The 25308-nt window shown below is 63.5% G+C and carries 22 protein-coding genes and 1 pseudogene; 15 read left to right on the top strand and 8 right to left on the bottom strand.

Translation table 11 applies throughout. The features are described from left to right. The first annotated feature begins 5 nt into the window (after positions 1 to 5). The 11 genes from rlmN to guaA all read left to right on the top strand — a co-directional run bounded on the left by rlmN (position 6) and on the right by guaA (position 13775). The gene (gene rlmN / locus ACVOKO_RS08985; protein ID WP_346498585.1) at positions 6 to 1211 is read left to right on the top strand and encodes a dual-specificity RNA methyltransferase RlmN; all 1206 of its coding nucleotides are present in this window, start codon (positions 6 to 8) and stop codon (positions 1209 to 1211) included. Positions 1212 to 1221: 10 nt separating this feature from the next. Beyond that, a complete protein-coding gene (gene pilW / locus ACVOKO_RS08990) occupies positions 1222 to 1989 on the top strand; it encodes a type IV pilus biogenesis/stability protein PilW (protein WP_430980743.1) in 768 nt (255 codons plus the stop codon). A gap of 6 nt (positions 1990 to 1995) precedes the next feature. Beyond that, positions 1996 to 2835 (top strand): helix-turn-helix domain-containing protein, encoded by an 840-nt coding sequence (locus ACVOKO_RS08995; protein ID WP_346498586.1) that lies wholly within the window; start codon positions 1996 to 1998, stop codon positions 2833 to 2835. 55 nt (positions 2836 to 2890) lie between these two features. Next, positions 2891 to 3532 (top strand): YfgM family protein, encoded by a 642-nt coding sequence (locus ACVOKO_RS09000; protein WP_346498587.1) that lies wholly within the window; start codon positions 2891 to 2893, stop codon positions 3530 to 3532. Continuing rightward, positions 3532 to 4728 (top strand): outer membrane protein assembly factor BamB, encoded by a 1197-nt coding sequence (bamB, locus tag ACVOKO_RS09005; protein ID WP_346498588.1) that lies wholly within the window; start codon positions 3532 to 3534, stop codon positions 4726 to 4728. Before ACVOKO_RS09000 ends, bamB begins: the two co-directional genes overlap by 1 nt. A gap of 12 nt (positions 4729 to 4740) precedes the next feature. Beyond that, positions 4741 to 6141, top strand: coding sequence for a ribosome biogenesis GTPase Der (der, locus tag ACVOKO_RS09010; protein ID WP_346498589.1), 1401 nt, complete (start codon positions 4741 to 4743; stop codon positions 6139 to 6141). Positions 6142 to 6354: 213 nt separating this feature from the next. Beyond that, entirely contained in the window at positions 6355 to 7494 is a 1140-nt protein-coding gene (gene moeB / locus ACVOKO_RS09015) for a molybdopterin-synthase adenylyltransferase MoeB (protein ID WP_346498590.1), read from the top strand. Between the two features lie 77 nt (positions 7495 to 7571). Beyond that, on the top strand, positions 7572 to 9431 hold the full coding sequence (locus tag ACVOKO_RS09020; RefSeq protein WP_346498591.1) for a monovalent cation:proton antiporter-2 (CPA2) family protein: 1860 nt from the start codon (positions 7572 to 7574) through the stop codon (positions 9429 to 9431). Between the two features lie 62 nt (positions 9432 to 9493). Next, positions 9494 to 10393: a bifunctional methylenetetrahydrofolate dehydrogenase/methenyltetrahydrofolate cyclohydrolase FolD gene (folD, locus tag ACVOKO_RS09025; RefSeq protein ID WP_346498592.1), complete on the top strand. Its 900-nt coding sequence runs from the start codon at positions 9494 to 9496 to the stop codon at positions 10391 to 10393. Positions 10394 to 10631: 238 nt separating this feature from the next. Next, positions 10632 to 12089, top strand: coding sequence for an IMP dehydrogenase (gene guaB, locus ACVOKO_RS09030; RefSeq protein WP_346498593.1), 1458 nt, complete (start codon positions 10632 to 10634; stop codon positions 12087 to 12089). 120 nt (positions 12090 to 12209) lie between these two features. Next, positions 12210 to 13775, top strand: coding sequence for a glutamine-hydrolyzing GMP synthase (guaA, locus tag ACVOKO_RS09035; RefSeq protein ID WP_346498594.1), 1566 nt, complete (start codon positions 12210 to 12212; stop codon positions 13773 to 13775). Between the two features lie 295 nt (positions 13776 to 14070). Here the strand turns inward: guaA and ACVOKO_RS09040 are convergent, their stop codons facing one another. Both ACVOKO_RS09040 and ACVOKO_RS09045 read right to left on the bottom strand, forming a co-directional pair. Beyond that, complete coding sequence (locus ACVOKO_RS09040) at positions 14071 to 14868, bottom strand: class I SAM-dependent methyltransferase (protein ID WP_346498595.1); 798 nt, start codon at positions 14866 to 14868, stop codon at positions 14071 to 14073. Between the two features lies 1 nt (position 14869). After that, positions 14870 to 15346, bottom strand: coding sequence for a DUF2938 domain-containing protein (locus ACVOKO_RS09045; RefSeq protein WP_346498596.1), 477 nt, complete (start codon positions 15344 to 15346; stop codon positions 14870 to 14872). Positions 15347 to 15440: 94 nt separating this feature from the next. Here ACVOKO_RS09045 and ACVOKO_RS09050 point away from each other — a divergent pair, with 94 nt between their 5' ends. Continuing rightward, positions 15441 to 15884: a helix-turn-helix domain-containing protein gene (locus ACVOKO_RS09050; RefSeq protein ID WP_346498597.1), complete on the top strand. Its 444-nt coding sequence runs from the start codon at positions 15441 to 15443 to the stop codon at positions 15882 to 15884. 117 nt (positions 15885 to 16001) lie between these two features. Here the strand turns inward: ACVOKO_RS09050 and ACVOKO_RS09055 are convergent, their stop codons facing one another. The 3 genes from ACVOKO_RS09055 to ACVOKO_RS09065 all read right to left on the bottom strand — a co-directional run bounded on the left by ACVOKO_RS09055 (position 16002) and on the right by ACVOKO_RS09065 (position 18362). After that, a complete protein-coding gene (locus ACVOKO_RS09055) occupies positions 16002 to 16358 on the bottom strand; it encodes a GIY-YIG nuclease family protein (RefSeq protein WP_346498598.1) in 357 nt (118 codons plus the stop codon). Further along, entirely contained in the window at positions 16294 to 17697 is a 1404-nt protein-coding gene (locus ACVOKO_RS09060; RefSeq protein ID WP_346498599.1) for an MATE family efflux transporter, read from the bottom strand. Before ACVOKO_RS09060 ends, ACVOKO_RS09055 begins: the two co-directional genes overlap by 65 nt. Before the next feature lie 92 nt (positions 17698 to 17789). After that, a complete protein-coding gene (locus ACVOKO_RS09065) occupies positions 17790 to 18362 on the bottom strand; it encodes a DUF2239 family protein (RefSeq protein WP_346498600.1) in 573 nt (190 codons plus the stop codon). A gap of 374 nt (positions 18363 to 18736) precedes the next feature. Between ACVOKO_RS09065 and ACVOKO_RS09070 the strand changes: the two genes are divergently transcribed. The 3 genes and pseudogenes from ACVOKO_RS09070 to ACVOKO_RS09080 form a co-directional block, all read left to right on the top strand. Continuing rightward, positions 18737 to 19558 carry an AraC family transcriptional regulator gene (locus tag ACVOKO_RS09070; RefSeq protein WP_346498601.1) on the top strand — a complete coding sequence of 274 codons (822 nt, stop codon included), beginning with the start codon at positions 18737 to 18739 and terminating at the stop codon, positions 19556 to 19558. A gap of 80 nt (positions 19559 to 19638) precedes the next feature. Beyond that, the gene (locus ACVOKO_RS09075; RefSeq protein WP_346498602.1) at positions 19639 to 20295 is read left to right on the top strand and encodes a LysE family translocator; all 657 of its coding nucleotides are present in this window, start codon (positions 19639 to 19641) and stop codon (positions 20293 to 20295) included. Positions 20296 to 20303: 8 nt separating this feature from the next. After that, positions 20304 to 20513, top strand: a pseudogene (locus tag ACVOKO_RS09080) (GMP synthase (glutamine-hydrolyzing)); the annotation flags it as partial. A 286-nt stretch (positions 20514 to 20799) separates the two neighbouring features. Here the strand turns inward: ACVOKO_RS09080 and ACVOKO_RS09085 are convergent. From ACVOKO_RS09085 to ACVOKO_RS09095, 3 genes are read right to left on the bottom strand one after another with little or no spacing between them, the layout of a single operon-like run. Further along, on the bottom strand, positions 20800 to 21852 hold the full coding sequence (locus tag ACVOKO_RS09085; RefSeq protein WP_346498603.1) for a fimbrial protein: 1053 nt from the start codon (positions 21850 to 21852) through the stop codon (positions 20800 to 20802). Then, positions 21849 to 24458 carry a fimbria/pilus outer membrane usher protein gene (locus ACVOKO_RS09090; protein ID WP_346498604.1) on the bottom strand — a complete coding sequence of 870 codons (2610 nt, stop codon included), beginning with the start codon at positions 24456 to 24458 and terminating at the stop codon, positions 21849 to 21851. The genes ACVOKO_RS09085 and ACVOKO_RS09090 overlap by 4 nt, the downstream gene beginning before the upstream one ends. A gap of 59 nt (positions 24459 to 24517) precedes the next feature. Then, positions 24518 to 25252: a fimbrial biogenesis chaperone gene (locus tag ACVOKO_RS09095; RefSeq protein WP_346498605.1), complete on the bottom strand. Its 735-nt coding sequence runs from the start codon at positions 25250 to 25252 to the stop codon at positions 24518 to 24520. Between the last annotated feature and the right edge of the window lie 56 nt (positions 25253 to 25308).

Raw genomic sequence — 25308 nt, forward strand, 5'->3', positions numbered from 1 at the left:
AAGTCGTGAACGAGGTCGTACAGACACCCGCCATCCAGCCGTTGCCGAAAACGGCAGCCAAAGCTGGCAAGCAGAACCTGCTCGACCTTGATCGCGCGGGCCTGGAGCATTTCTTCGTCGATATCCTTGGCGAAAAGAAGTTCCGTGCCCATCAGGTGATGAAGTGGATCCACCATCGCTACGTCACCGATTTCGACCAGATGACCGACCTCGGCAAGTCGCTGCGCGCCAAGCTGCAGCAGCATGCCGAGGTCGTCGTCCCGAACATCGTGTTCGACAAGCCCTCCACCGATGGCACCCACAAGTGGTTGCTGGCGATGGGCGTGGATGGCAAGAATGCCATCGAAACCGTCTACATCCCCGACAAAACCCGCGGCACGCTATGCGTGTCCTCGCAGGTTGGTTGTGCGTTGAACTGCACGTTCTGCTCAACCGCTACCCAGGGTTTCAACCGCAACCTCAGCACTGCCGAGATCATCGGCCAGGTGTGGATTGCTGCGCGTCACCTGGGCAATGTGCCGCACCAGATGCGCCGCCTCACCAACGTGGTGATGATGGGCATGGGCGAGCCGTTGATGAATTTCGACAACGTCATCCGCGCGATGAGCATCATGCGCGATGACCTTGGTTATGGCCTGGCCAACAAGCGCGTGACCTTGTCCACCTCGGGCCTGGTGCCGCAGATCGATCGTCTCTCGGTCGAGAGCGATGTGTCGCTGGCGGTGTCGTTGCATGCGCCGAACGACGAGCTGCGCGAAACGCTGGTGCCGCTCAACAAGAAATACCCGATCGCCGAGTTGATGGCTTCCTGCGCGCGCTATCTGCGCGGCAACAAGAAACGTGACTCGGTGACTTTCGAATACACCTTGATGAAGGGCATCAACGATCAGCCCGAGCATGCGCGCCAGCTGGCCCGCTTGATGCGCCAGTTCGACAACGCGGTGCAGGCCAAGGATTCGGGCAAGGTCAATCTGATTCCGTTCAACCCGTTCCCGGGTACCCGCTACGAGCGTTCGGACGAAGAGCAGATCCGCGCCTTCCAGAAGATCCTGCTCGATTCGCAGGTGCTGACCATGGTGCGCCGCACCCGTGGCGATGACATCGATGCCGCCTGCGGCCAGCTCAAGGGCCAGGTGATGGATCGCACGCGTCGCCAGGCTGAGTTCAACCGTCTGCTGCAGGAACAGGAAGGCGGGGATGCGGTCGCCTGATCGCTGGGTATTGTTGCTGGTTCTGGTCGCGCTCACTGCAGCGTGCGGGCGCGGCGATCTCAAGTTGGGCCGGCCGCAGATCGTGGCGCCGGACTACAGCGTCAAGCAGGACAAGGCCGCGCACAAGCGCATGCGCTATCAGGAGTTCCTGCGCCTGTCCGGCGATCGCTTTGGTCGCGGCCAGCTGGACGAGGCGCTGCAGTTCGCGCGCTCGGCGCAGAAGCTGGAGCCCGCTTCGCCTGATGCCTACACCATGCAGGCCGTGATCGAAGGGCATAGTGGCCAGGCCGAGGCGGCCGGTGCGCTTTATCGCAAGGCTGCCGAATTGGCGCCGCAGCAGGGCGATGTACTCAATAATTACGGCGCCTGGCTGTGCGGTAACGGCCACCCCGCAGAGGCGCTGGTCTGGTTTGATCGCGCCTTGGCCGACCCGAACTACGCTGGGCGTGCCGATGCCTTGGCCAATGCCGGCGGCTGCGCACTGGATGCCGGTCAGCGCGAGCGCGCCGAAGAGAATCTTCGTCAGGCCCTGGCCTTGGCCCCGACCAACGCCTATGCGCTGGAGGCGATGACCCGCAATGAAGTGTTGAACGGTCGTTATTTTGAGGCCAGAGCCTTCTACCAGCGGCGTTTGGCGGCTGCGCCGGCCACGGTTTCCGTGTTACAACTTGCCATTCAGATTGAAGAGCGACTCGGCGACAGGATGGCGGCCGGTCGGTTCCAACAGCGGTTGCGCGAAGAGTTTCCTTCAGCGGCAACCTCGAATCCCCAAGGCTGACGCATTGTGATCAATGATCCGGGTGTAAATGCTTTAGAAGGTGTACTGGGTTGCGGTGAGCAGCTTCGCAAGGCGCGAGAGGCCGCCGGTTTGTCGCTGGATCAGGTGGGCGGGCAGTTGCGCATGCCGGTGCAGGTGGTGGCGGCGCTTGAAGCTGAGCAGTGGTCGCGGCTGGGCGCTCCGGTATTCGTGCGCGGCCAGCTGCGCAGTTATGCGCGTCTGTTGAAGGTCGACCTGGGTGGTTTGCTGGAGCAGGCGAAGATCGCGCCGGTCGAGCCGCCCAAGCTGGTCAGTCATACCCATACCCCGCGGCTGCGGCGTGCGGCCGAGAACATCGGCCGGCGCGCGGTCTACGTGGTGATCACCGCCGTCCTGGCCGTGCCGGTCTGGTACGTGATCAGCGGCAATTCCAATAGTGCCCCGCCAAGTACCGCGTCGTTGGACGTGGTACCGGCCACGGATGCTGGTGGCCAGCTGGCTGCGCCCGTCCAGGCGCCGGCGGCGGTGCCGGTCCCGGCGGCTGACAGCGGCCCCTATATCGCCTCGATGGCACCGCTGGCACGGCCCGCGGCGGCTGCACCGTCGGCGCTGACGCTGAATTTCAAGGGCGACAGCTGGGTGGATATTTCGGCCCCGGACGGTGCCACGGTCGAAAAGGCCCTGGTGCGGGCCGGTGAAAGGCGCAGCTTTGCCGCCGGCCAGGTAGGTCGCATGGTGCTGGGTAATGCGGCCGAGGTTGAGGTTCAGCAGGCGGCGGGTAACGTCGACCTGGCTCCGTACAAGCGCGGTAATGTGGCCCGCTTTACGGTATCCTCTGACGGCTCCGTGGCGCCGGTTTCACACTGAAACCAGGCGTCTAACAAAACAACAAGGCTCCCCGCCAGGGTGAGCGAGAGTACGCATGGCGATTGACGACCTGCTCGACGAGCACGAACAAAGCGAACGTGTCCGCACGTGGCTGCGCAAGAATGGCGCCGGGATTATCGGCGGAGTAGTTCTCGGTATTGGCGCTATTGCCGGCTGGCAGTGGTGGCAGAAAGAGCAGGTCGGCAAGCTGGCCGACGCCAATGTCCGTTATGAAGCCGTGTCGCGCAGCCTGCAATCCAAGAACCTGGACGAGGCGGCCAAAGAGGTAGCGGCGCTGGGCGGTGGCAAGGCGGGCATCTATGCCGACCTGGCTTCGCTGGAGCTGGCCAAGGCCCAGGTCGAGGCGGGCAAGAGCGAGGACGCGATCAAGACGCTGCGCGCGCTCAAGGTCGAGGGGGAGTTCAAGACCCTGATCGACCAGCGCATCGCGCGGCTGCTGATTGAAACCGGCAAGCCCCAGGACGCTGCGACCCTGCTGGGTGCGGCCGACGACAGCTCCGGTCTTGAAATCCGTGGTGATGCCTTGATCGCGCAGGGCAAGCGTGATGAAGCGCGTGATCTGTACACCCAAGCGCTGGCCAAGCTGGACGTGGCTGCACCGCAGCGCCGCTTGCTGGAAACCAAATTGATGGACGCCGGCGGCACCGTGGCTGATCCTGCAGCGGAGAAGAATTGATGAAGTTCAAGCATGTTGCAGGCATTGCCTTGATGGCAGTGGCGTTGACCGGTTGTTCAACGGTGAAGGGTTGGTTTGCCGGGAAGGACGCTGCGGCCAAGAAGGCGCTGGAGCCGGCCGAGCTGACCAAGTTCGAGCAGACCGCGCGGGTCGACAAGATCTGGTCGGCCAACGTCGGCAAGGGCGAGGGTCGTATCGGCCTGCGTCAGGGCCCGGTGGTTGCCGATGGCCGCGTCTACGCGGCAGCGGTGCAGGGCGGCGTGCATGCGCTGGACCTGCAGACCGGCAAGGAAGTCTGGGAATACAGCCCGGCCAAGGAAAAGAAGAAGCCCAAGCTGCGTCTTTCCGGTGGTCCGGGCGTTGGCGATGGCCTGGTGGTCATCGGCACGCTGGATGGGCAGGTGATTGCACTGGACGCGGCCAATGGCAGCGAAAAGTGGAAGTCCAAGGTCACCGGCGAAGTGATTGCCGCGCCGGCCGTGGCCCAGGGCCTGGTGTTCGTGCGCAGCAATGATGGCCGCACCACCGCGCTGGATGCCGCCACCGGCGAACAGCGCTGGTTCAATGCGCAGGAACTGCCTTCGCTGACCGTGCGTGGCAACGCGCCGGTGGTGACCGGCCCGGGCGTGCTGTTCATCGGCAACGACGACGGTACCGTCGCCGCGCTGTCGATGCAGGATGGTCGCCCGCTGTGGGAACAGATGGTGGGTACGCCGGAAGGCCGTACCGAGCTGGAGCGCATGGCTGATATTGACGGCGCCCCGGTGCTGGAAGGTAATACGCTGTATGTGACCAGCTTCAAGAACCAGACCATGGCCATCGAAGGCCCGACCGGTCGCCCGATGTGGTCGCGTGACCATGGCGGTGGCGGCGGTGTTGCGGTGTCCTCGGGCAATGTCGTGGTCACCGACGGCAAGGGTTCTGTATACGGGCTGGACAAGAATTCCGGCTCGGCAATGTGGTCACAGCAGGCGCTGGCGCGCCGCTCGCTGACCGGTGCCGCCATCCAGGGTGACTATGCCGTGGTGGGGGATTACAAGGGATATCTGCACTGGCTGCGGTTGAGCGATGGTGAATTGGCTGCGCGTGAGAAGAGCGGTGGTGATGCTCTGCTGGCGCAGCCGGTCGTCGCTGACGGCATCCTGCTGGCGCAGAACGTTGATGGAAAGCTGACCGCATTCCGGTTGGCCCAATAAGGAGTTATAGCGATGCTGCCTTTGGTCGCCCTGGTTGGACGACCGAACGTCGGTAAGTCCACTATTTTCAATCTGTTGACCCGTACGCGCGATGCGCTGGTCCATGACCAGCCGGGTGTTACCCGCGATCGCAATTACGGTGTCTGCCGTCTTGATGAGGACAATCCCTTCCTGATCGTCGATACCGGTGGTATCGCCGGTGAAGAGGAAGGGCTGGCTGGCGCCACCGCGCGCCAAGCCCGAGCCGCCGCCGGTGAGGCGGATCTGATCGTATTTGTTGTTGACGCGCGTGATGGCACGTCGGCCCTGGATGACGAGATCCTGTCTTGGCTGCGCAAACTTGCGCGGCCTACGTTGCTGTTGATCAACAAGATCGACGGCACGGACGAACATTCCGTTCGTTCGGAGTTTTCCCGTTATGGCTTCAGCGAGATGCTGACGGTCTCTGCCGCGCACCGGCAGGGCATCGACGATCTGGTTGAGGAAATTGTCGAGCGCATGCCCGAAGAAGGCACCGCCGAGACCCTCGACAACGATCCGGATCGCATCCGCATTGCCTTCGTTGGCCGCCCGAACGTGGGCAAGTCGACGCTGGTAAACCGCATCCTCGGCGAGGAGCGGATGATTGCGTCCGAAGTGCCCGGTACCACCCGTGACTCGATTGCGGTGGATCTGGAGCGCGAGGGCCAGCTGTACCGCCTGATCGACACCGCCGGTCTGCGTCGCAAGGCGCGGGTCGAGGAAGTGGTCGAGAAGTTCAGCGTGGTCAAAACGCTGCGCTCGATCGAGCAGTGCCAGGTGGCGGTGCTGATGCTGGACGCCCACGAGGGCGTGACCGATCAGGACGCCAGCGTGCTGGGCGCGGTGCTGGATGCCGGCCGTGCGTTGGTCATTGCGATCAACAAGTGGGACGGCTTGAGCGAGTACGACAAGCAGCAGGCTGAAACCCTGTTGTCGCTGAAGCTCGGCTTCGTGCCGTGGGCCGAGAACGTGCGGATTTCCGCACTGCACGGCTCCGGTCTGCGCGAGTTGTTCAAGGCGATTCACCGGGCGCACGCCTCGGCGACGCATGAGTTCAGCACGGCCGAGGTCAACAAGGCGCTGGAAGTGGCCTATGAGGCCAATCCGCCGCCGAGCATCCGTGGCCATGTTTCCAAGCTGCGTTACGTGCACCCGGGTGGCAGCAATCCGCCGACCTTCATCGTGCACGGTACGCGCCTGAAGGAGCTGCCGGATTCGTACAAGCGTTACCTGGAGAACTTCTTCCGCAAGCGCTTCAAGCTGGTGGGTACGCCGGTGACCTTCCTGTTCCGTGAGGGTGCCAACCCGTACGAGGGCAAGAAGAACGTATTGACCGACCGCCAGGTCAAGGCCAAGCGGCGCTTGATGAAGCACGTCAAGGGCAGGAAGTGATTCGCACCCGGGACGCGGTTCAAGTTCCCGGGGCGATGTAGACGAAAGCGGCCGAAAGGCCGCTTTTGTTTTTTGCCGCTTGGCTGTTGCGCGCGGATGGGGCGGCGTTTGCGCCGCTTGATGTCGTCGTCGCATTCGCGGGGTTTGGCGCATACAGGCGGCCCCGGCGCGGTTCGTTTCCGCTGCCCGCTGCGTTTGGCCGATAATCCAGTCATGAGCATCCGCGAACTGACACCACAACAGGCCCGGGCCTGCCACGCCAATGGCGCATTGTTGATCGACGTGCGGGAAGCGCATGAGCGCGCAGGAGGCATGGCTGAAGGTGCGGTCGGTATCGCCAAGGCCGACCTGCTTGCTGCGCCTGCGCAGCACCTGCCAGCGCTGGACCGGGACATCCTGCTCATCTGCCAAAGCGGCAAGCGCTCAGCTGACGCGGCGCAGGCGTTGCTGGGTGCCGGCTACACAAACCTGTCCTCGGTAAGCGGCGGCACCGTCGCCTGGCGCGCGCAGGGTTTGCCGCTGGTGCAGCCGTTGCTGGATGCAGGCGAGCGCGACTTCTACGATCGCTATTCGCGCCATCTGTTGCTGCCGCAGGTCGGCGAAGCGGGCCAGCGTCGCTTGCAGCAGTCCACGGTCCTGGTGTTGGGCGCCGGTGGCCTGGGCTCGCCTGCGGCCTTCTACCTGGCCGCAGCCGGCGTAGGGCGCTTGCGCATCGTCGACGACGATGTGGTCGAACGCAGCAACCTGCAGCGGCAGATCGTCCATACCGAAACGTCGTTGGGTACAGCCAAGGTGGATTCCGCGCGACAGCGGCTGCTGGCGCTGAACCCGCACATCAAGGTGGAGGCGGTCGCCGAGCGTGTGACGTCGGCCAATATCGATGTGCTGTTGCAGGACGTGGACGTGGTGCTGGATGGCTCGGACAATTTTCCGCTGCGATATCTGCTCAATGATGCCTGCATCAAGCACGCCAGACCGCTGGTCTATGCGGCTATCGAGCGTTTTGACGGGCAGGTGAGCGTGTTTGATGCCGGCCGTCAGCGCGGTGTCGCCCCGTGTTATCGCTGTCTGTTCCCGGAGCCGCCGCCGCCTGAATTCGCACCCAACTGTTCCGAGGCGGGTGTGCTTGGTGTGCTGCCCGGCCTGGCCGGGATCATGCAGGCAACCGAAGTGCTCAAGCTGTTGCTGGATATCGGCGAGCCGCTGGTGGGGCGCCTGCTGCGCTTTGATGCGTTGCAGATGCGTTTCCGCGAAACCCGCATACCTGCAGATCCCGCATGCCCGGTGTGTGCTCCTGGTACTCCGTTCCCCGGCTATATCGATTACGCCGCCTTCTGCGCGCACACCGTTTGAACTGAGCGGCGGGCAGTGACCGGATCTGCACGGTTTTTGCTTTATCGTGCGCCTACTCGATTACAAGGCGATGCGGCATGGCAGCGGAATCCTCAGCGGAACTGGTAAAGATAGTCGCCCTGCTCGGCGCAGCGGTGGTGGCCGTGCCTCTGTTCCGGCGGCTGGGGCTGGGTTCCGTGCTGGGCTACTTCGTTGCCGGTCTGGCAATCGGTCCGTTTGGTTTTGGTTGGTTCTCCGATCCGCAGGCCATCCTGCACGTGGCCGAGCTGGGCGTGGTGATGTTCCTGTTCGTGATCGGCCTGGAGATGCGGCCTTCGCATCTGTGGAGCCTGCGCGGGGAGATCTTCGGCCTGGGTACGGCGCAGATTGTTACCTGCGCGCTGGTGCTCACCGGCGTGGCGATCCTGTTTGGTTATCGCCCGCAGATTGCCTTCATCGCTGCCGCTGGTTTCGTGCTGACCTCCACGGCGGTGGTGATGCAGTTGCTTGGCGAGCGTGGTGACCTGACCCTGCCGTCCGGGCAGAAGATCGTTTCCATCCTGCTGTTCGAGGATCTGCTGATCGTGCCGCTGCTGGCGGTTGTCGCATGGATGGCGCCGGTGCAGGCGGGTGCGCACGAGGGTTCGCGCTGGTTGAGCATCGCCATCGGTGCGGGTGCGATCGTTGGCCTGGTATTGGTCGGCCGCTACCTGCTCAATCCCTTGTTCCGCATCCTCGCTGCGGCCAAGGCGCGCGAGGTGATGACGGCGGCTGCCTTGCTGGTGGTGCTGGGCGCGGCGCTGCTGATGCAACTGGGCGGGCTGTCGATGGCGATGGGCGCGTTCCTGGCAGGCGTGCTGCTGTCCGAATCGACTTTCCGGCACCAGATCGAGGCCGATATCGAACCCTTCCGCGGCATCCTGCTCGGCCTGTTCTTCCTCAGCGTGGGCATGGCGCTGGACCTGTCGGTGGTGGCATCGAACTGGAAGGTGATTGCGCTGCTGGTGCCGGCGATGATGCTGGCAAAGGCGCTGTGCATCTACGGTGTGGCGCGGGTAATGGGCAGTGATCACCGCCAGGCATTGGACCGTGGCGTGCTGATGGCCCAGGGCGGCGAGTTTGCCTTTGTGCTGTTTGCCGCTGCTGCGACAACGGGCGTGATCGACGCAAACGTCAACGCCAACCTGACCGCGGTGGTGGTGTTGTCGATGGCGCTGACACCTCTGTGCATGCTGGTGTATCGCCTGCTGGTAAAAGAAGGGCAGGTCTCCACTGAAGGCGTGGATGCGGCCGATGGGCTGACCGGTAGCGTGCTGGTAATTGGGTTTGGTCGCTTCGGTCAGGTGTCCAGCCAATCGCTGCTTGCGCGCGATGTGGACGTGACCATCATCGACAACGATATCGAGATGATCCGCAGTGCTGGCCGTTTCGGCTTCAAGATCTATTACGGTGACGGCACCCGGCTGGACGTGCTGCGCGCTTCTGGCGCCGAAACCGCGCGTGCGATTGCGGTCTGCGTGGATGACCGGGTTGCTGCCGACCGCATCGTCGAGCTGGTAAGGCATGAGTTTCCGCTGGCCAAGCTGCTGGTGCGCTCGTTCGACCGCGAGCATTCGCTGTCGCTGATACATGCCGGTGTTGATTTCCAGATCCGCGAAACCTTCGAGTCGGCGGTGGAGTTTGGCCGTGTGGCACTGATGCAGCTGGGTGTGGATGAAGACGAGGCCGACGTTGTCGCGCGCGAAATCCGCCGCCGTGACGCTGAGCGCTTCGAGCTGGAAATGGCCGGTGGCGGGCTGCAGGCCGACACCGGTCTGATGTACCGCAATACCCCCGGAGCGCCGACACCGACGCCGTTCACCCCGCCGCGGCGTGAGTCGCGCCCCCTCAACCCGGACGCGATTGCCGGGGCAGGGGAGGAGCCGGTTTCCGATTCAGGCGCCACGCCAGGACCATGACAAGGTGTGGCGCTGGCCGTAATCAGGGACAATAGCCGCCCCCGTGTTCATCGCCATGCCCCATGACTGTCCTCGCCGACGCCTCCCCGCAGACCTCCCGCATCCTTGATGGCCGCCGTATCGCCGAGGAACTGCTCGACGATTTGAAGGTGCGCGTCGACGCCCGTCTGGCGGCCGGTGGCACCCGTCCGGGGCTGGCCGTGGTGCTGGTGGGCGGCGACCCCGCCTCATCGGTGTATGTGCGCAACAAGCGTCGCGCCGCCGAGAAGGTCGGCATCGAGGCCTTTGATTACGACCTGCCCGAGGGCACCAGCGAGGCTGAGCTGCTGGATCTGATCGACCAGCTCAATGCCGACCCGAAGATCCACGGCATCCTGATCCAGCTGCCGCTGCCGGGCATTCCCGATGCCAACCGTCTTATCCAGCGCATCGACCCGCGCAAGGATGTGGATGGCTTCCACCCGCAGAACGTAGGCCACCTGGTGCTGCGCGAGTTCGGCCTGCGCCCCTGTACGCCGCGCGGCATCACCACGCTGCTCGGCCACACCGATCAGCCGGTGCGTGGCCGCAACGCCACCATTGTTGGCGTCAGCAATCACGTCGGCCGGCCGATGGGCCTGGAACTGCTGATCGCCGGCTGCACCGTGACCAGCTGCCACAAGTTCACGCCCAAGGACGTGTTGGAGCAGGCCGTGCGCAACGCCGACATCCTGGTGGTGGCGGTGGGTATCCCGCAGCTGATCCCGGGTGAATGGGTGAAGCCGGGCGCGGTGGTGATCGATGTCGGCATCAATCGGCTTGAGGATGGCCGGCTGGTCGGCGATGTCGGTTTCGAGGCCGCAGCCCAGCGCGCCAGCTGGATCACCCCGGTACCGGGCGGTGTCGGTCCGATGACTGTGGCCACGCTGATGCAGAACACGATCGAGGCGGCCGAGGCCAGCGCTGAAGGCTTGAAGTTCTGAAGCCGCGCAGTGCCGAGCCACGCTCGGCAGAGGCAGCATCACTGTAGTGCCGAGCCATGCTCGGCAGAGGCTTTCCTCGTACAGCATCACTGTAGTGCCGAGCATGGCGCGGCACTACATGGCATCCAATCCCTGAACACGTCCCCGCCAGCGCGACACTGCGTCGCACCTGCCCCCTGCCATCGGCGGCCAAATAAGGGTAAAATGTCGCGCTTCCCCACATCTACCGGGCACGCCGATGCTGCGCATCCAGGCTGAAGCACTAACGTACGATGACGTTTCTCTCGTCCCCGCTCACTCCATCGTTCTGCCTAAGGACGTTGACCTCGGCACGCGGCTGACGCGCGACCTGCGGTTGAAGTTGCCGATTGTCTCGGCTGCCATGGATACCGTTACCGAAGCACGTCTTGCCATTGCCATGGCGCAGATCGGCGGCATCGGCATCCTGCACAAGAACCTGAGCGTCGAGCAGCAGGCGGCCGAAGTGGCCAAGGTCAAGAAGTTCGAGTCCGGCGTGATCCGCGACCCGATCACCGTTGGCCCGGAAACCACGATCCGCGACGTACTGGCACTGACGCAGGCGCACAACATCTCCGGCGTGCCGGTGGTGGGCAGCGACGGCCAGCTGGCCGGCATCGTCACCCACCGTGACATGCGCTTTGAAACCGAGCTGGACGATCCGGTCCGCCACATCATGACCAAGAAGGATCGCCTGATCACGGTCAAGGAAGGCGCTGCCTCGGACGAAGTGCTGCAGCTGCTGCACCGCAACCGCATCGAAAAAGTGCTGGTGGTCAATGACGCGTTCGAACTGCGCGGCCTGATCACGGTCAAGGACATCCAGAAGAAGACCGACAACCCCAACGCTGCCAAGGACGCCGCAACGCGTCTGCTGGTGGGTGCTGCGGTTGGCGTGGGTGGCGATACCGATCGTCGCGTCGAAGCGCTGGTTGCTGCCGGTGTTGACGTGTTGGTGGTGGACACCGCGCACGGCCATTCGCAGGGCGTGCTGGACCGCGTGCGCTGGGTGAAGAAGAACTTCCCGAACGTACAGGTCGTCGGCGGCAACATCTGCACCGGCGAAGCCGCTCTGGCACTGCTCGATTGCGGTGCCGATGCGGTCAAGGTCGGCATCGGCCCGGGCTCGATCTGCACCACCCGCGTGGTTGCCGGTGTCGGCGTGCCGCAGATCACCGCGATCGACCTGGTTGCCGAAGCGCTGCAGGATCGCATCCCACTGATCGCTGACGGTGGCATCCGTTATTCCGGTGACATCGGCAAGGCGCTTGCCGCCGGTGCATCGACGGTGATGATCGGCGGCCTGCTGGCCGGTACCGAAGAATCGCCGGGCGAAACCGAACTGTTCCAGGGCCGCTCCTACAAGAGCTACCGTGGCATGGGTTCGCTGGCGGCAATGGAGAAGGGGTCCAAGGACCGCTACTTCCAGGACGCGGCTACCGCTGACAAGCTGGTGCCCGAAGGCATTGAAGGCCGCGTGCCGTATCGCGGCCCGGTCGGTGGCATCATCCATCAGCTCATCGGTGGCCTGCGCGCGACCATGGGTTATGTGGGCTGCGCCACCATCGAAGAAATGCGCACCAAGCCGAACTTCGTGAAAATCAGCGGTGCCGGCCAGCGTGAGAGCCACGTCCACGACGTGCAGATCACCAAAGAGCCGCCGAACTACCGCGCTTGAAGCGGGAGTGAGTGAAGAGGAGTGAGGAGCGAGATCAAGCTCCAAGCTCCTCTTCTTCTATACAGCGCCGGCGATGCCGCCTTTTCTCACTTCTCACTCCTATCTACTTACTTCTCGCTCATGACCAACATCCATAACGACAAGATCCTCATCCTCGATTTCGGCGCACAGTACACGCAGCTGATCGCGCGCCGCATCCGCGAATTTGGCGTGTATTGCGAAATCTGGGCGTGGGACCATGATCCGGCCGAGATCGCCGCCTTTGGTGCCAAGGGCATCATCCTGTCCGGCGGCCCGGAAACCACCACGCTGCCCGGCGCACCCGCCGCGCCGCAGGAAGTGTTCGACAGCGGCCTGCCGCTGCTGGGCATCTGCTACGGCTTGCAGACCATGGCCAAGCAGCTGGGCGGCGGTACCGAAGCCGCTGACCAGCGCGAGTTCGGCCATGCCGAAGTGAAACTGCAGGGCAACGATGCGCTGCTGGGTGGTCTGTCCGACCACAACGGCGAGCCGCGCCTGGATGTGTGGATGAGCCATGGCGACCACGTCACCCACGTGCCGCCGGGCTTCACCATTACTGCCGTTACCGACCGCATTCCGGTCGCCGCGATGGCCAATGAAGACAAGCGCTGGTACGGCGTGCAGTTCCATCCGGAAGTGACCCACACCAAGCAGGGCTCAGCGCTGCTGAAGCGTTTTGTCACCGACATCTGCGGCTGCGCCACCTTGTGGACCGCCGCCAACATCATCGACGACCAGATCGCCCGCGTGCGCGAGCAGGTTGGCAGCGATGAGGTGATCCTGGGCCTGTCCGGCGGCGTTGATTCCTCGGTGGTTGCTGCGCTGCTGCACAAGGCCATCGGTGACAAGCTGACCTGCGTGTTTGTCGACACCGGCCTGCTGCGCTTCCAGGAAGGCGACCAGGTCATGCAGATGATGGCCGACAACATGGGCGTCAAGGTCGTGCGCGTGAACGCTGCCGACCGTTATTTCAAGGCACTGGAAGGCGTCAGCGATCCGGAAGCCAAGCGCAAGGTGATCGGCAACCTGTTCGTCGAGATCTTCGACGAAGAGTCGAACAAGCTCAGCAATGCCAAGTGGCTGGCGCAGGGCACCATCTATCCGGACGTGATCGAGTCGGCCGGCAGCAAGACCGGCAAGGCACACGTCATCAAGAGCCACCACAACGTGGGTGGCCTGCCGGAAGACATGAAGCTCAAGCTTGTCGAACCACTGCGCGAGCTGTTCAAGGACGAAGTGCGTCGCCTCGGCGTCGAGCTTGGCCTGCCGCGTGCAATGGTCTATCGCCATCCGTTCCCGGGCCCGGGCCTGGGTGTGCGCATCCTCGGCGAAGTGAAGCGTGAGTACGCCGAGCTGCTGGGCAAGGCCGACGCGATCTTCATCGAAGAACTGCGCGCCGCTGACCTGTACGACAAGACCAGCCAGGCGTTCGCCGTGTTCCTGCCGGTCAAGTCGGTTGGCGTGGTGGGCGATGCGCGTGCGTATGAGTGGGTGATCGCGCTGCGTGCGGTTGAGACCATCGACTTCATGACCGCGCATTGGGCGCACCTGCCGTACGATTTCCTCGGCCGCGTTTCCAACCGCATCATCAACGAACTGCGCGGCGTCTCGCGCGTGGTCTACGACATCTCCGGCAAGCCGCCGGCGACGATCGAGTGGGAGTGATCGGGCATCTGGTGCCTCCCGGTAGCTGGCAGCAACAAGCCAACCGGCCGCGTAGTGCTTAATGCTGTTCATTTGGTCGATAGTGCGTGACCCAGAATCCGATGCCAGTCCTCTGGCATCGGATTTTGTCTTTTGTAGGAGCGGCGTAAGCCGCGAAGCTCGTACATCCTCGAATGACATGGCTGCTGAGCGGGTAATTGAGCAACGCCAGCTTCGCGGCTGACGCCGCTCCCACAGACAAGCGCCGGGCCAGCGCAGTGAGCTTCGCTACGCGCATTGCAGAAATTCGCCTCACTCAGGGCGCCGGGTTCGCTCTGCGACCTTTCACTGCATTGGCACGGGCGCGACAAGTGATTTGCCCTTCGGCATCCACCGGCAACAGGGCACTGATCCTGGCCTTGAGCAGCGTGTGCTCATCCGCCGCCATCGCGGCAAGCGTTGAACCGACGCTCGGTGCGCCGAGCGCTGTCGACCAGAAGTCCTCAAAATCAGCGAACGTGCGGCTCACTTCGATTGCGCGGGTTTCAATCGCCTCCAAACCAGCGTCGCTCCACAACTCCCGCAATGCCTCAGTGCGTGAAGCCTCCGGGCTGGGCGGCGAGGGGACTGCGTGGCCAAGCCCACGCATCTGTGCCAGCAACATTTCATAGGGAAATCCGCCACCCAGCATGTCCCAGGCGTACGCGGCGACGCTGCCACCGGGACGAACCACGCGCGCCATCTCGGCTACGCCGCGAGCGGGCTCGGGGACAAAGAAAATCACCAGCGGCATCACTGCAATATCGAAGGCAGCGTCCTCGTAGGGCAATGCCATCGCATCGCCTTCGTCAAATACTGCCGCCTGCAGTGCTGGCTGCGCTCGTGCATAGGCCAGCTGTTGCTGGGATGGATCCACACCATGCATCGAGCTTGGCGCGCAGCGCGCGATCACCCTCTCGGTGAAGGCGCCATTACCGCAGCCTACGTCCAGCCAGCGTTGGCCGGCTGCTGGCGCCAGCCAATCGAGAAACACCTCGCCGGCAAGCTGGCTCCAGATTCCCATGTAGCGCTCATAGGCGAGGCCATCGCGAAAGCGGATTTCATTGGTCTTCATATCAAGCCTCACAGAACCTGATCAGCGTAGCCGAAAGATAGAGCCCCAGCCCGAACACGGCATGCGTCGCCAAGCTGCGCAGGCAGTTCTTCAACGGCGTTGCCGTCTTCGATGCCATGAAGCCCGCGCCCATGGCCGGCTGCATGACGAACAGAGGTGCGGCAACGGTTGCCATGCCTACGGCCAAGGCGGGCATCAGCGACGGATCGCCAAGCCATGGCCAGCCTGCAACCGCCACCAATAAAGCCGCGAACGCGATGCCAATGGCGTAATGCATGGTCCAGCCAAGCAGCTGCTCGCCCGGTATCGGCGCGGCCTGTCCGATGTTGGCATGTGCGAATCTGCCCTTGGCCAGGTGTGCTGCCCAGCGCCCAAGCAATGCGTAGTCGAGCGTGGCAACGCCCAGTTGCTTGAGGGCCTGGGTCCACAGATCCATCACCAATGTCGCGCCAATTCCAACCAGCAGCACCCGCGCCATATCCATCCACGTCATAACGCCTCCTTTGCAGTCGATTCATCTGCACACGCGGGCATGGTAAAAGTTGAAGTCAACTTCAAGTCAAGAGACTGCGATGGACATTGCCGAAGTCGCCAGACGAACCGGGCTGCCGTCCTCCACGCTGCGGTATTACGAAAACAAGGGATTGATCACGGCCAGCCGCGCCGCTGGTGGCCGGCGCCACTTTGCGGCCGACGTGCTCGACCAGCTGAGCTTGATCGCGTTGGGCCAGGCCGGCGGGCTGTCGTTGGACGAGATCCGCAGCATGCTCTCGCCGCATGGCGCGCCGAACGTGGATCGGGCACTGCTGCTGAGCAAGGCCGAGGAGATCGACGCGACCATAAAACGCCTGCGGGCCATGAGCGATGGCCTGCGCCACGCCGCCGCATGCCCAGCTGACAATCATCTTCAGTGTCCGACCTTCCAGCGCCTGCTGAAGGCCGCAGCCACCGGCCGGTTGAAGCCGGACGCCGCCCGCTTGACGCCGGGCAAGCGCAGTACACGGGCTGACGTCTGAGCGGATGCGCGTCGAGACGAAGTGGCCTGCGAGGGATGCGGATGGTTGCCTGTTGGTCGTCGAACACGAACACTGAGGCCGCGCGCGTCGACGGCCTCCTCAGGCAAACGGGATGGTTCATCGCTGCAAGCCCTCCAGCTCGCGGTAGCACTGCTCCAGCGCTTTCAGTTCAGCCGCGTAATCGAAGTTTGCGTCTTCGCGCTCCTTCACCAGTTCCAGTACGTCGAAGCGCAGCCCGTCCGCGCCGCTGCGGTTCCACGCGGCTTGCAGCACGCGGTCTGCATACTTGCCCATGCCCAGCTCGAAGCGCGCGCGATTCAACGCCGCGTGCACATTGCGACTCGCGCCGAGCATGCGATATCCGCTTGCCCGGTCGTCAATGGCATAGATGCCCATTGGCGGGAAGGCGTCACGCGCCAGGCGAGCGGCCGCCCGCCGCGCTTGGCGCGATGTCTGGTTGAGGGATGCGTCCATCTTTTTTCTCCTTGTGACGGTAATAGAAGCTGTGCAGCACCAGCATGGTCAGGAATGCAGCGGGGCAGGCCCAGAACACGCCAGTGGGGCCGAAGCGGGCTTCCAGCGCCATCGCAAGCGGCCATTCGACGGCAAGGATTGCAGCCATGCTCAGCAGCGCCGGCACCAACGCGGCACCACTCGCGCGCATTGAGCCGACCAGGATGTTGCTCCAACCAAGCAACACCACGCTCCAGGCAACGGTGCGCACGATGGCGACCGACAGCTCCAGCACTGGCCCGGGCTCCAGGAAAACGCGCAGCGCGAAGGGCGCGAGCAGATGCGCAGCCAGCACGAACAGCACGGTGATTACTGCGTTCAAACGCACTCCCATCGCCACGATTGCCGGCAGCCTTTCACATCGACCCGCGCCTACCGCATGCGCGCTGAAGATGGCTGCGGCAATACCAAAGCTCATCGCCGGGAACTGCACCCAGCTCAAAAGTTGCGTCGCCGCGCCATAGGCGGCGGTCGCTGCCGACCCGTGACGGTTCACCAAGCCGAGCAACACGATCTCGGCAAGCGCCATGGCCAGCATCTGCAGTGCAGCCGGCAGGCCGATGCGCAGCATGCGGTTGGCGGTGGCCGCACTGGGTCTGCAGCCGCGCCAGCCAGCACCTGCAGCCAGCGGATGGCCGCCATGCCGCCAGCGCCGGATCAAAACAGTGAGCGCAGCCAGCTGTGCGCAGAGCGTAGAGGCGGCAACGCCAGCCGCGCCCAACGATATGCCTGCTACGAACAACGGCGTGCACACCGCACCCACCAGCGTCGCCACCAGCAAGGCCCACATCGGCGACTGCACGTCGCCGCTGCCACGGCTCAGCGACAGGCCAGCCCAGGTGACAAACACGAAGGGCATCACCAGCAACATCGCGCGTGCATACAGCACCGCGGCCGGCAGAATGTCCGGCGGCGTGCCCAGCGCCTGCATCAGCCACGGCGCAGCCCATGCCCCGGCCACCGCCACTACAAGCCCGACGCCAAGTGCAGCCACAACAGCCGTCGCAGCCACGCGCCGCAGCTGTGCGGCATCACCGGCGCCCCATGCCTGTCCGGCAAGAATGGTCGCACCGGCGCCCAGCCCGATGATCAGCGACAGCAGCAGGAAGAACACAGGAAAGAACGATGCGGCTGTCGCGATGCCGTGCACGCCCAGCAGGCTCCCCAGCCAGAAGCCATCGAGCAGCCCTCCCGCACTTTGCAGCGCGTGGGTCAGGATCAAGGGCGTCAGCAGTGCCAGATAGTGCATGCGCAGGGTTCGCGCCGGCTTGGAAGAGGAGGGGGTGTCTGGCGTGCTCATGTACGTTCTCGTGGATCGCGGGCATAGCCGTACCCGCAACGCTGCAGCCGGAGCCGCGCGCGGTTTGCAAGATCAGCAGGAAGAGGCCGGGCTTAGCCGGGCGCAGGTTCGGCGAGTTGCAGTACGTAGGCCTGTATGTCTTGCGGCCATGCGGCCATCTGCGCCAGCAGACGCTGCTGGTCGCCGGCGAACAACGCCCGCGCGGCTTCCTCGAAGCCGGCCAGGTCACCGGCCAGCGTGGACATGGCGTTGTAGGCGCGGTCGCGCGCCTGCCGTAGCTGGTCCGCGCCGCTGTCCTTGCGCCGCGCTTCGTGCACGAGCTTGCGCAAGGCTACGGATGCACCGCCGGCCTGCGCCGCCAACCAGTCCCAATGCTCGGGTAGCAGCGTTACTTCCCGCGCGGTCACACCGAGTTTGGGGCGGCCGCGCCCTTTGGGGGGTTGTGCCGGCGCAGCACGTGTGTAGCGCGCAGCGACAGCTTCCTCATCACCGCGCAGATCGAGGTCAGCAGACTGGCCGGTGGCATTGTTGAAAACCAACGGGTTCTCATCAGGCTGCGACTGCTGCGCACGCAGCACCGCCACGGCGACCTCATGCAAAGGACCGGTGGCGAGGCGCTGCCCTTTCAGGAAAGCGGTATAGGTGAGTGCAGGGTTCTGGTCCATGTGGCGAATATTATCCGGGTTAAATTGTCTGGTCAATAATATCCGGGTAAAATAGGGCGGCCGGCGTTGGCCTTTCCGGCAACGTAAGGCAGGTGCTGTCTTCACGCAGCCCGGTAGCCAGTTTGTCGTTGACGTCCATGGCCACTGCGATCCCATCGCATCGATGGTGCTCGCCCATGCGATGGCGCACTGCTCGCCAGGCGCAGGCATTGCTTGGCCGCATGTGAGGCGCTGCTCGCCTGCTTTGGAAAATTGAAAAGACATCTGCTGGCGAAGCTGCGCTTTTGAGATCGCAGCGTCTCCAAGCGAACACCCATCCGCCGCAGTTCGCGATAGATTGGCTGGATTGTGAAACAGGATCCGTTGGAACTGTCTTGAGTGAAGCCGTGAATTCAACCCGCTTCTGGCGCGATCCGGCCATGCCCTTTGTTGAGAGCAGGCGGGCCTGTGACAGCCGCGCCTGCTACCGGGCACATAGCCATCCGACCTTTTCCATCGGTGCGGTGGACAAGGGGGCAAGTGTGTTCACTGGGGCCGCTGGCGGCGCGGTTGCGCTACAGCCTGGATCATTGGTGTTCGTGCCGCCAATGCGCGTGCATGCATGCAATCCAGAAGCGGGCAGCGCCTGGAGTTACCAGATGCTGCATCTGGATGCGCAGTGGCTGACGACGGTGCGGGAAGAGAGCGGTGTTCAGTGGGGTGAGGTGGCAACAGAAACGGTTCGGATCACTCGCCAGCCCGTGCTCTACGCCCGCTTCTGCAGGCTCAACGCGTTGTTGTTCTCCGAGGCCTGCGCCGATGACAAGGAAGCTGCGCTGATCGAATTCATCGGTGATTGCGACAGTGCCGACGCTCAGGTAATTGCCGCAGCATCCAATGCAGCAGCGTACTTGCAGCTGCTGCAGCCATTGCTGGACATGCTGCGCCACGAGGGCGGCGCGGTGCGGCCACTGGCTGAACTCGCGCAGATGGCCGGCATGGGCCGCTATCAGCTGATCCGCGCTTTTCGTGCGGTTACTGGTATGACCCCGCACGCATGGCAGTTGAATCAGCGCATCAACCTCGCACGTGAACAATTACAGCGCGGGGCTGATCTGGCGGAAGTTGCGCTGCGTCTTGGCTTTGCCGACCAGAGTCATTTTCAACGCGTGTTCAAGGCTCACGCGGGTACGACGCCGGGGCGTTACCGCGCCTAGCCGCGCGCAATTTTGTTCAATACACAACGCGGCGATAGCAACACACTTCGCGGAGCCAACATCCCGAGAAGCAAGCTTGCATGCAGCAGTTCCTGTTGATCGCCACCGCGCACTTCCTGGCGCTGCTGTCGCCCGGCCCCGATTTCTTCCTGATCGCACGCAGCTCTGCATCGTCAGGTTGGCGCATTGCCAGCGGAGCATGCCTGGGCATCGCCTTGGCAAATGGGGTGTTCATCGTTGCTGCGTTCGTGGGCTTCTCTGCGTTGAGTGCAGGAAGCCCGTCATTCATCGCCCTGCAGCTTGCCGGTTGCCTTTACCTGCTCTACCTGGGCTGGTTGTTCTTTCGCCATGCGGGCAGTAATTCCCTGCAGTTCGCCCCCGGTGCTGATGTGCAGCGCAGGGAAAGCGTCGCTGCCGTGTTCTGGTTGCGTGCTGCGGGTATGGGCTTCCTGTCGGGGATCCTCAATCCAAAGAACGCGTTGTTCTACGCCAGTTTGGCAGCGATGCTCACCGGTGCCAATGCAGGCACGGGTTGGAAGGCGATCTATGGAATTTGGATGTTCACCGTGGTGCTGTTATGGGATCTGCTGGTAGCGGTGCTGATTGGCAATAAAGCCGTGCTGCGGCGCTTTTCCAACGCACTATCTTGGCTGGAAAGGTTTTCCGGCGTGGTGCTTATCCTGCTGGCCGCAGGCGTCATCACGACGCTGGCGCTGGACTATGGAACGTCACGTTGACTCTGGGGATAGGCGTGGTTGGCGATGCGCGTTCGTATGAGTGGGTGATCGCGCTGCGTGCAGTTGAGACCATCGATTTCATGACCGCGCATTGGGCGCACATGCCGTACGATTTCCTCGGCCGCGTTTCCAACCGCATCATCAACGAATTGCGCGGCGCCTCGCGCGTGGTCTACGACATCTCCGGTAAGCCGCCGGCGACGATCGAGTGGGAGTGAGTCCGCTGCGGCGGTACGGTTCACTGCTGCGCTGAAACAAGGAGCCCACGTCCTGCGTGGGCTCTTTGTTTGTGTGGCGGCACTGGGCTGGCCTGTCAGGGCGCCAGCAAACGCAGCCGCGATCAACGCGCGAGAAGGTCTGTAGTGCCGAGCCATGCTCGGCAAGGTTTTTACCCAGCCATGCTGAGCGAGGTTTTTACCCGTGAACCCCTGCCGAGCATGGCTCGGCACTACATGGATCTGCCGGTTGAACCATCGTCCGTAAGCGGAGCGTTGGTCGCGCGCATCAGCGGAAAGTGACAGTCACCGTGGCTGTCGCCGAGAACGGCCCCCACGCTGGTTTCTCATCCATCCAGAACAGCGCCGTCCTGAATTCGTGACGGTTAATGCCGTGGTTCACCGTGCCGAGGGGGATGGTCTTCTTCATCTGAATATAGCGCTCGCTGCTCGCGGGGTCGGACAACACGATGCCAAAGTTGCCGTTGCTGCGCGGCAGGATGATAGTGCCTTCGTGCACCCCGTTCGCGGTGTCGAAGGTGGCCATCAACATCTTTTGGCTGCATTGGCCGCCGGCGTTCGGGTGGGTCATGTCCACTTCAATCCAGAACGACATCTTGTGGGTCTCGCCTATATGGATGCTGGACGAGGGGATCCGGCCGAAGTCGACGGTGCTGCCGGAATTGGCCACGATCCGGATTTCGGGGTTGCAGGCAATGAAGCGAATGCGGCCCAGCCCGCCGATACCCGCGCGGAAGTTGGAGCCGGGGCTGGTATTCAAGCCGCCATCGCCGTCTACCTGGAACAGATCTAAACTGCGGCTGTTGTTGATCAGGCCATTGGCGGGCGGGGGGAATCCGGTTGCCTTGATGTAGATCGAGAAAGTGACACTCAGCACGTTGGATGTGGCGCAGCGTTCAGCCTTGGAAAGGTTCCAGTGCTTTTTGCAGTTGGCCCGGTTTGCCATAGGCATGGTGCCTGCGCCGACCAGCAGGCGCGCGGCCCCGCCGTTGATGCGGTAGTCGGTATTGGCGATGGTTACCCCGACCTCGATGGAGGGATGGAGCTGCGCGATGGTGTTGTCCGGGTCCCAATAGAAGAACGCGTACTCACCATCGGGCGCGGACTGTGCATCCAGGCAGCGGAAGCTGATGCTGAACTCCTCCGAGCGCCACAACAGCCTGCCGCGCACGGCATCGCCGCGGGAGATGACGATGTCGTTGAGCAGGTTGATCTGTTGATGGACTGTTTCGGAAAACGTTTCCTTGCAGGACATGGCCACCGCTGCCTGCGGTAGAAGCAACACGAGCAGCAGGCACAGGTTTCGAATCAGGTAAGTCATGGTCGATCTCGGGGTTGTGCACCGGATTGGGTGCATTGCAGGTCCACATGGCGATAGCCCTGGCTTTTGATGGCGCTGGCGGACAGCTGCAGCGAGGCCAGGTGCAGTTCACAGGCCTGGTAGGTTTCCTGCCCCCAGCGCACCGACAGGCTGTCGTCGGCACGCACGCCGCTGACGAACAGGGTTCCATCGGGGCCGGCCACGCCGCGCTTGTGGCCGTCGTGATCGAACACTTCCGCGCCCATCGGCACACGCTTGCCGTTGCCGAGCAGGGAATGGATCATCAGGTTGCTGCCACGGCGTGTGTCGAAATCCATGCGTACCAGAGCGCCACGGGTTGGCACCACCGTGCCGTTGATCCGGCTGGCATCGATGTCGGCACCCAGGTCATCGCTGCGCAAGGCCACGCGGTTGTTGCGGTAGGCGGCCACGCCGGAAATGACGCCATAACCGCGCCGGTCAAGGCGCACACCCGACTGGTTTTCCAGGCCGATGCCGGCGCCGTCGGTGGCATGCACCAGCACGTTGCTCGACTGCAAAGACTGCGCCAGGGTGAGGCCGTTGCCGTGCACCACCCAGGCCCCGCTGGCTCCCCAGTTCACCTGCTGGTAGTCACGCGCCCTGGTTGCGCCGAAGCTGAGGCTTCCTTTGCTGCCGGTGTAATTGGCATTGACCGCAGCGGAACCGCCGCGATCGGAACGGCCAAGGTTCAGCCCATAGCCAAGTTTTTCGCTGCGCAAGGCCGTGCCGTTGATGCCCGCCTGGTAGTTGCCACCCGAGTTGCGGGAGTGGCTGTAGGCACTGACGCCATTGGCGCGAACCGCGCCCCTGCGGCCCAGGGGAACGGTAAGCGACACCCCCAGGTTGCGATCGGAGTGTCCGTGGCGGCTGCGCGTATCACGAAAAAAAAGGCTGTAGTTGGCCGCGCCCAGGCGGCCATTGAAACCCAGATGAAGATTTCGTTCGCGTGCATGTGCGGCCCAATAGTTCTGGCTGCTGTAGCTGAAGTTGAGCGAGTAGTCGTCGAAAATGCGCTGGTCAACCGCGACTTCCAGGTGACTGCGCTTGTTCTGGTAGCGCGCGCTTGTTATTGCCTGCCGGGCCGGTGGACGCCAGACCGGCTTGGAGGATGTGGCGCTGTTGCTGGCGTCGAAGTCCTCGTCCCAGCGTTCGTAATGGTCATTGCGCCACTGTTCGCGCTCATTGGCCGCGTCGCTGAAGTCGTAGTAGCCCGAGGTGGAATAGCGGTGGCCGACGAGGCGGAACTCGGTGCCACGCGCGTTCAAGGATTTGGAGTAGAGCACGCGGTAGCTCTGGCCGCTGCGGTCGCCACCGCCGGCCAGCTGGGCGCGCGCGTGGCTGATGTCGATGGATGCCGAGCCGAAACGGCCCAGGTCATGCGCCACGCCCAATGCGATGGATTGGTAGTTCTGCGCCACCAGCAGGCCGCCATAAGGCGTGGCGCTGGAGGGAAGCCCGTGGGCGAGGGTGGCCTGCACAAACCCCGGTTGGTAGCGTTCCTCACCATTGCGCAGCGTGCCTGCGCTGAGCTCGTAGTGGGTCAGGCCTGGCCGGAGCATGGTTTCCACGGCGGAGAACGCCTGGCGATGGCGTTGCACCGCGCCGTCGGCGCCAATCACCGACACCTCCAGCTCGCCACTCATGCGATTGGGGACGATGTCCTTGATCTCGAAAGGCCCAGGGGCGACGTTGATGGAATGGATCAGGTGCCCGTCCTGCCGCACTTCGACGCGGCCGCCATTGATGGCCATGCCGCGAACCACCGGCGCATAGCTGCGTTGACTGAATGCGAGCATGTCATCGTCGTTGGCCAGTTTGGCGCCGCGGAAACGGACGCTGTCGAATACGCCGTAAGCGGTATAGCTGTCGCCGAGCACCAGTCGGCTGCGTTGCGAGCCCAGGTCGGTCTCGGCGCGGAAACTTCGTGATTGCCAGTGCGTGCGGTTGCCGGCGTTGCGGTCACTCGCCGTGCGGTTGAGGTTGGCAGTGTGACGCAGACGCCACATGCCAAGATTCAGCCCACTGTTGATCGAGGCATACAGGTAATTGCCGTTGTCGGCGTGTTCCTGCCGGTCATGCGAACCGTTCAAGGCATATTCGACCAGCAAGGCATTGATACCTTGGTCACGCAGGGCGTGACGGATGTAGCCACGCGGCAGCGTATGCAGATGCACCTGCGGCACCTGCAGGTCGAGTCGCTGCTGATTGCCGTTGTAACTCACCTGGCTCCCTGCCAACAGGGCCGGCAACGATTCACAGTGGGGTTGCCCCTGCGGGTCGCGCTGGCCGCTGGGTAAGCGAATGCTCCAGGCCCGCAAGCGTGCTTGGGTCAGGCAGGGCTGGACCTCGCCGTTGGGCAGGCGCTCGAAGTGGATATCCTCGCGGGCGATTTCATCGCCGTTGAGGTAAACCGAAAACGGGTACGTGCCGGGCAACACCGAGCCTGGGCTCGACAGCATGGCCACGTCGTCTTCGTTTTGCGCACCGCGCAGGAAGTCGAGGTTGAACTGGGGCGCCGCTACCGCAGTGCCGATACCCAGGGTATTGAGCGCGACGGCGAGCGGTGCCAAACGAGGGACAAGCATGTCCCTCCGCAGGGTGGCGCGGATTGTGCGAAGCATGGCTGGACTCTTTGACGCAGACGTCAGCGCGTCACGGCGACGTCTGCAAGTTCGGTGATGCCGCCGAAATCATTGATGTAGGAAAAGCGCAGTGTGCTGCGGCCGTGCAGATCGAGCGCCGCGGCCGGAACGCTCATCGACTGGCCGGGTGCAATCATGTCCAGGTCGACTTTCCTTTCGGGGCCGGCTGTTGCCTGGCCTTGCAGTTCAGCAAAGGTGATATGCAAGGAACTGCGATTTGTCACCTGCAGCTGGTCACCGGCCATGCGCCACTGAAGGGCATGGGCAGCCTCCTCCAGCGTGGTGTCGAGCGCGGCCGGTCGATAGAACAGCTTGATGCGGGTGCGGATGGCAACCTGCAGGACATTGCTGGCCTCGGAGCGCGGCGGTATCTCCTGCACATTTACCCAGAACAGCGATTCCCGGTCCTGCGGCAAACCGGTGCCCGAGTAGATCGCCCTGAGCACGGCCTGTTCGCCTGCGGACAACTGCATCAGCGGCGGCGTCAGCAGCATCGGCAGGTCTTTGCCTTCAGGCATGCCGTCCCCGTCATCAAGCCAGGTCTGCACCATGTAAGGCAGCGTGCTGCGGTTGCTCAGGGTGAGCGCAGCCGATGCCGCGTTGCCACTGTAGATCACGCGCGTGGTCTCAACGTGCACGGCGGCGGATGCGACCTGGCCGCCAATGCCGAAGACGATCAGCAGTGCCGTCAGCAAGTGCAGGGCAGGGCGTTGGAAGGGGAGGAAGTGTGCGGACATGGGAATGCTTGCTACCGGGAGGGACAGGGGACAACAGTGCTGCCGGACGGTGCCGG

The organism is Stenotrophomonas sp. STEN240 (assembly GCF_056756175.1).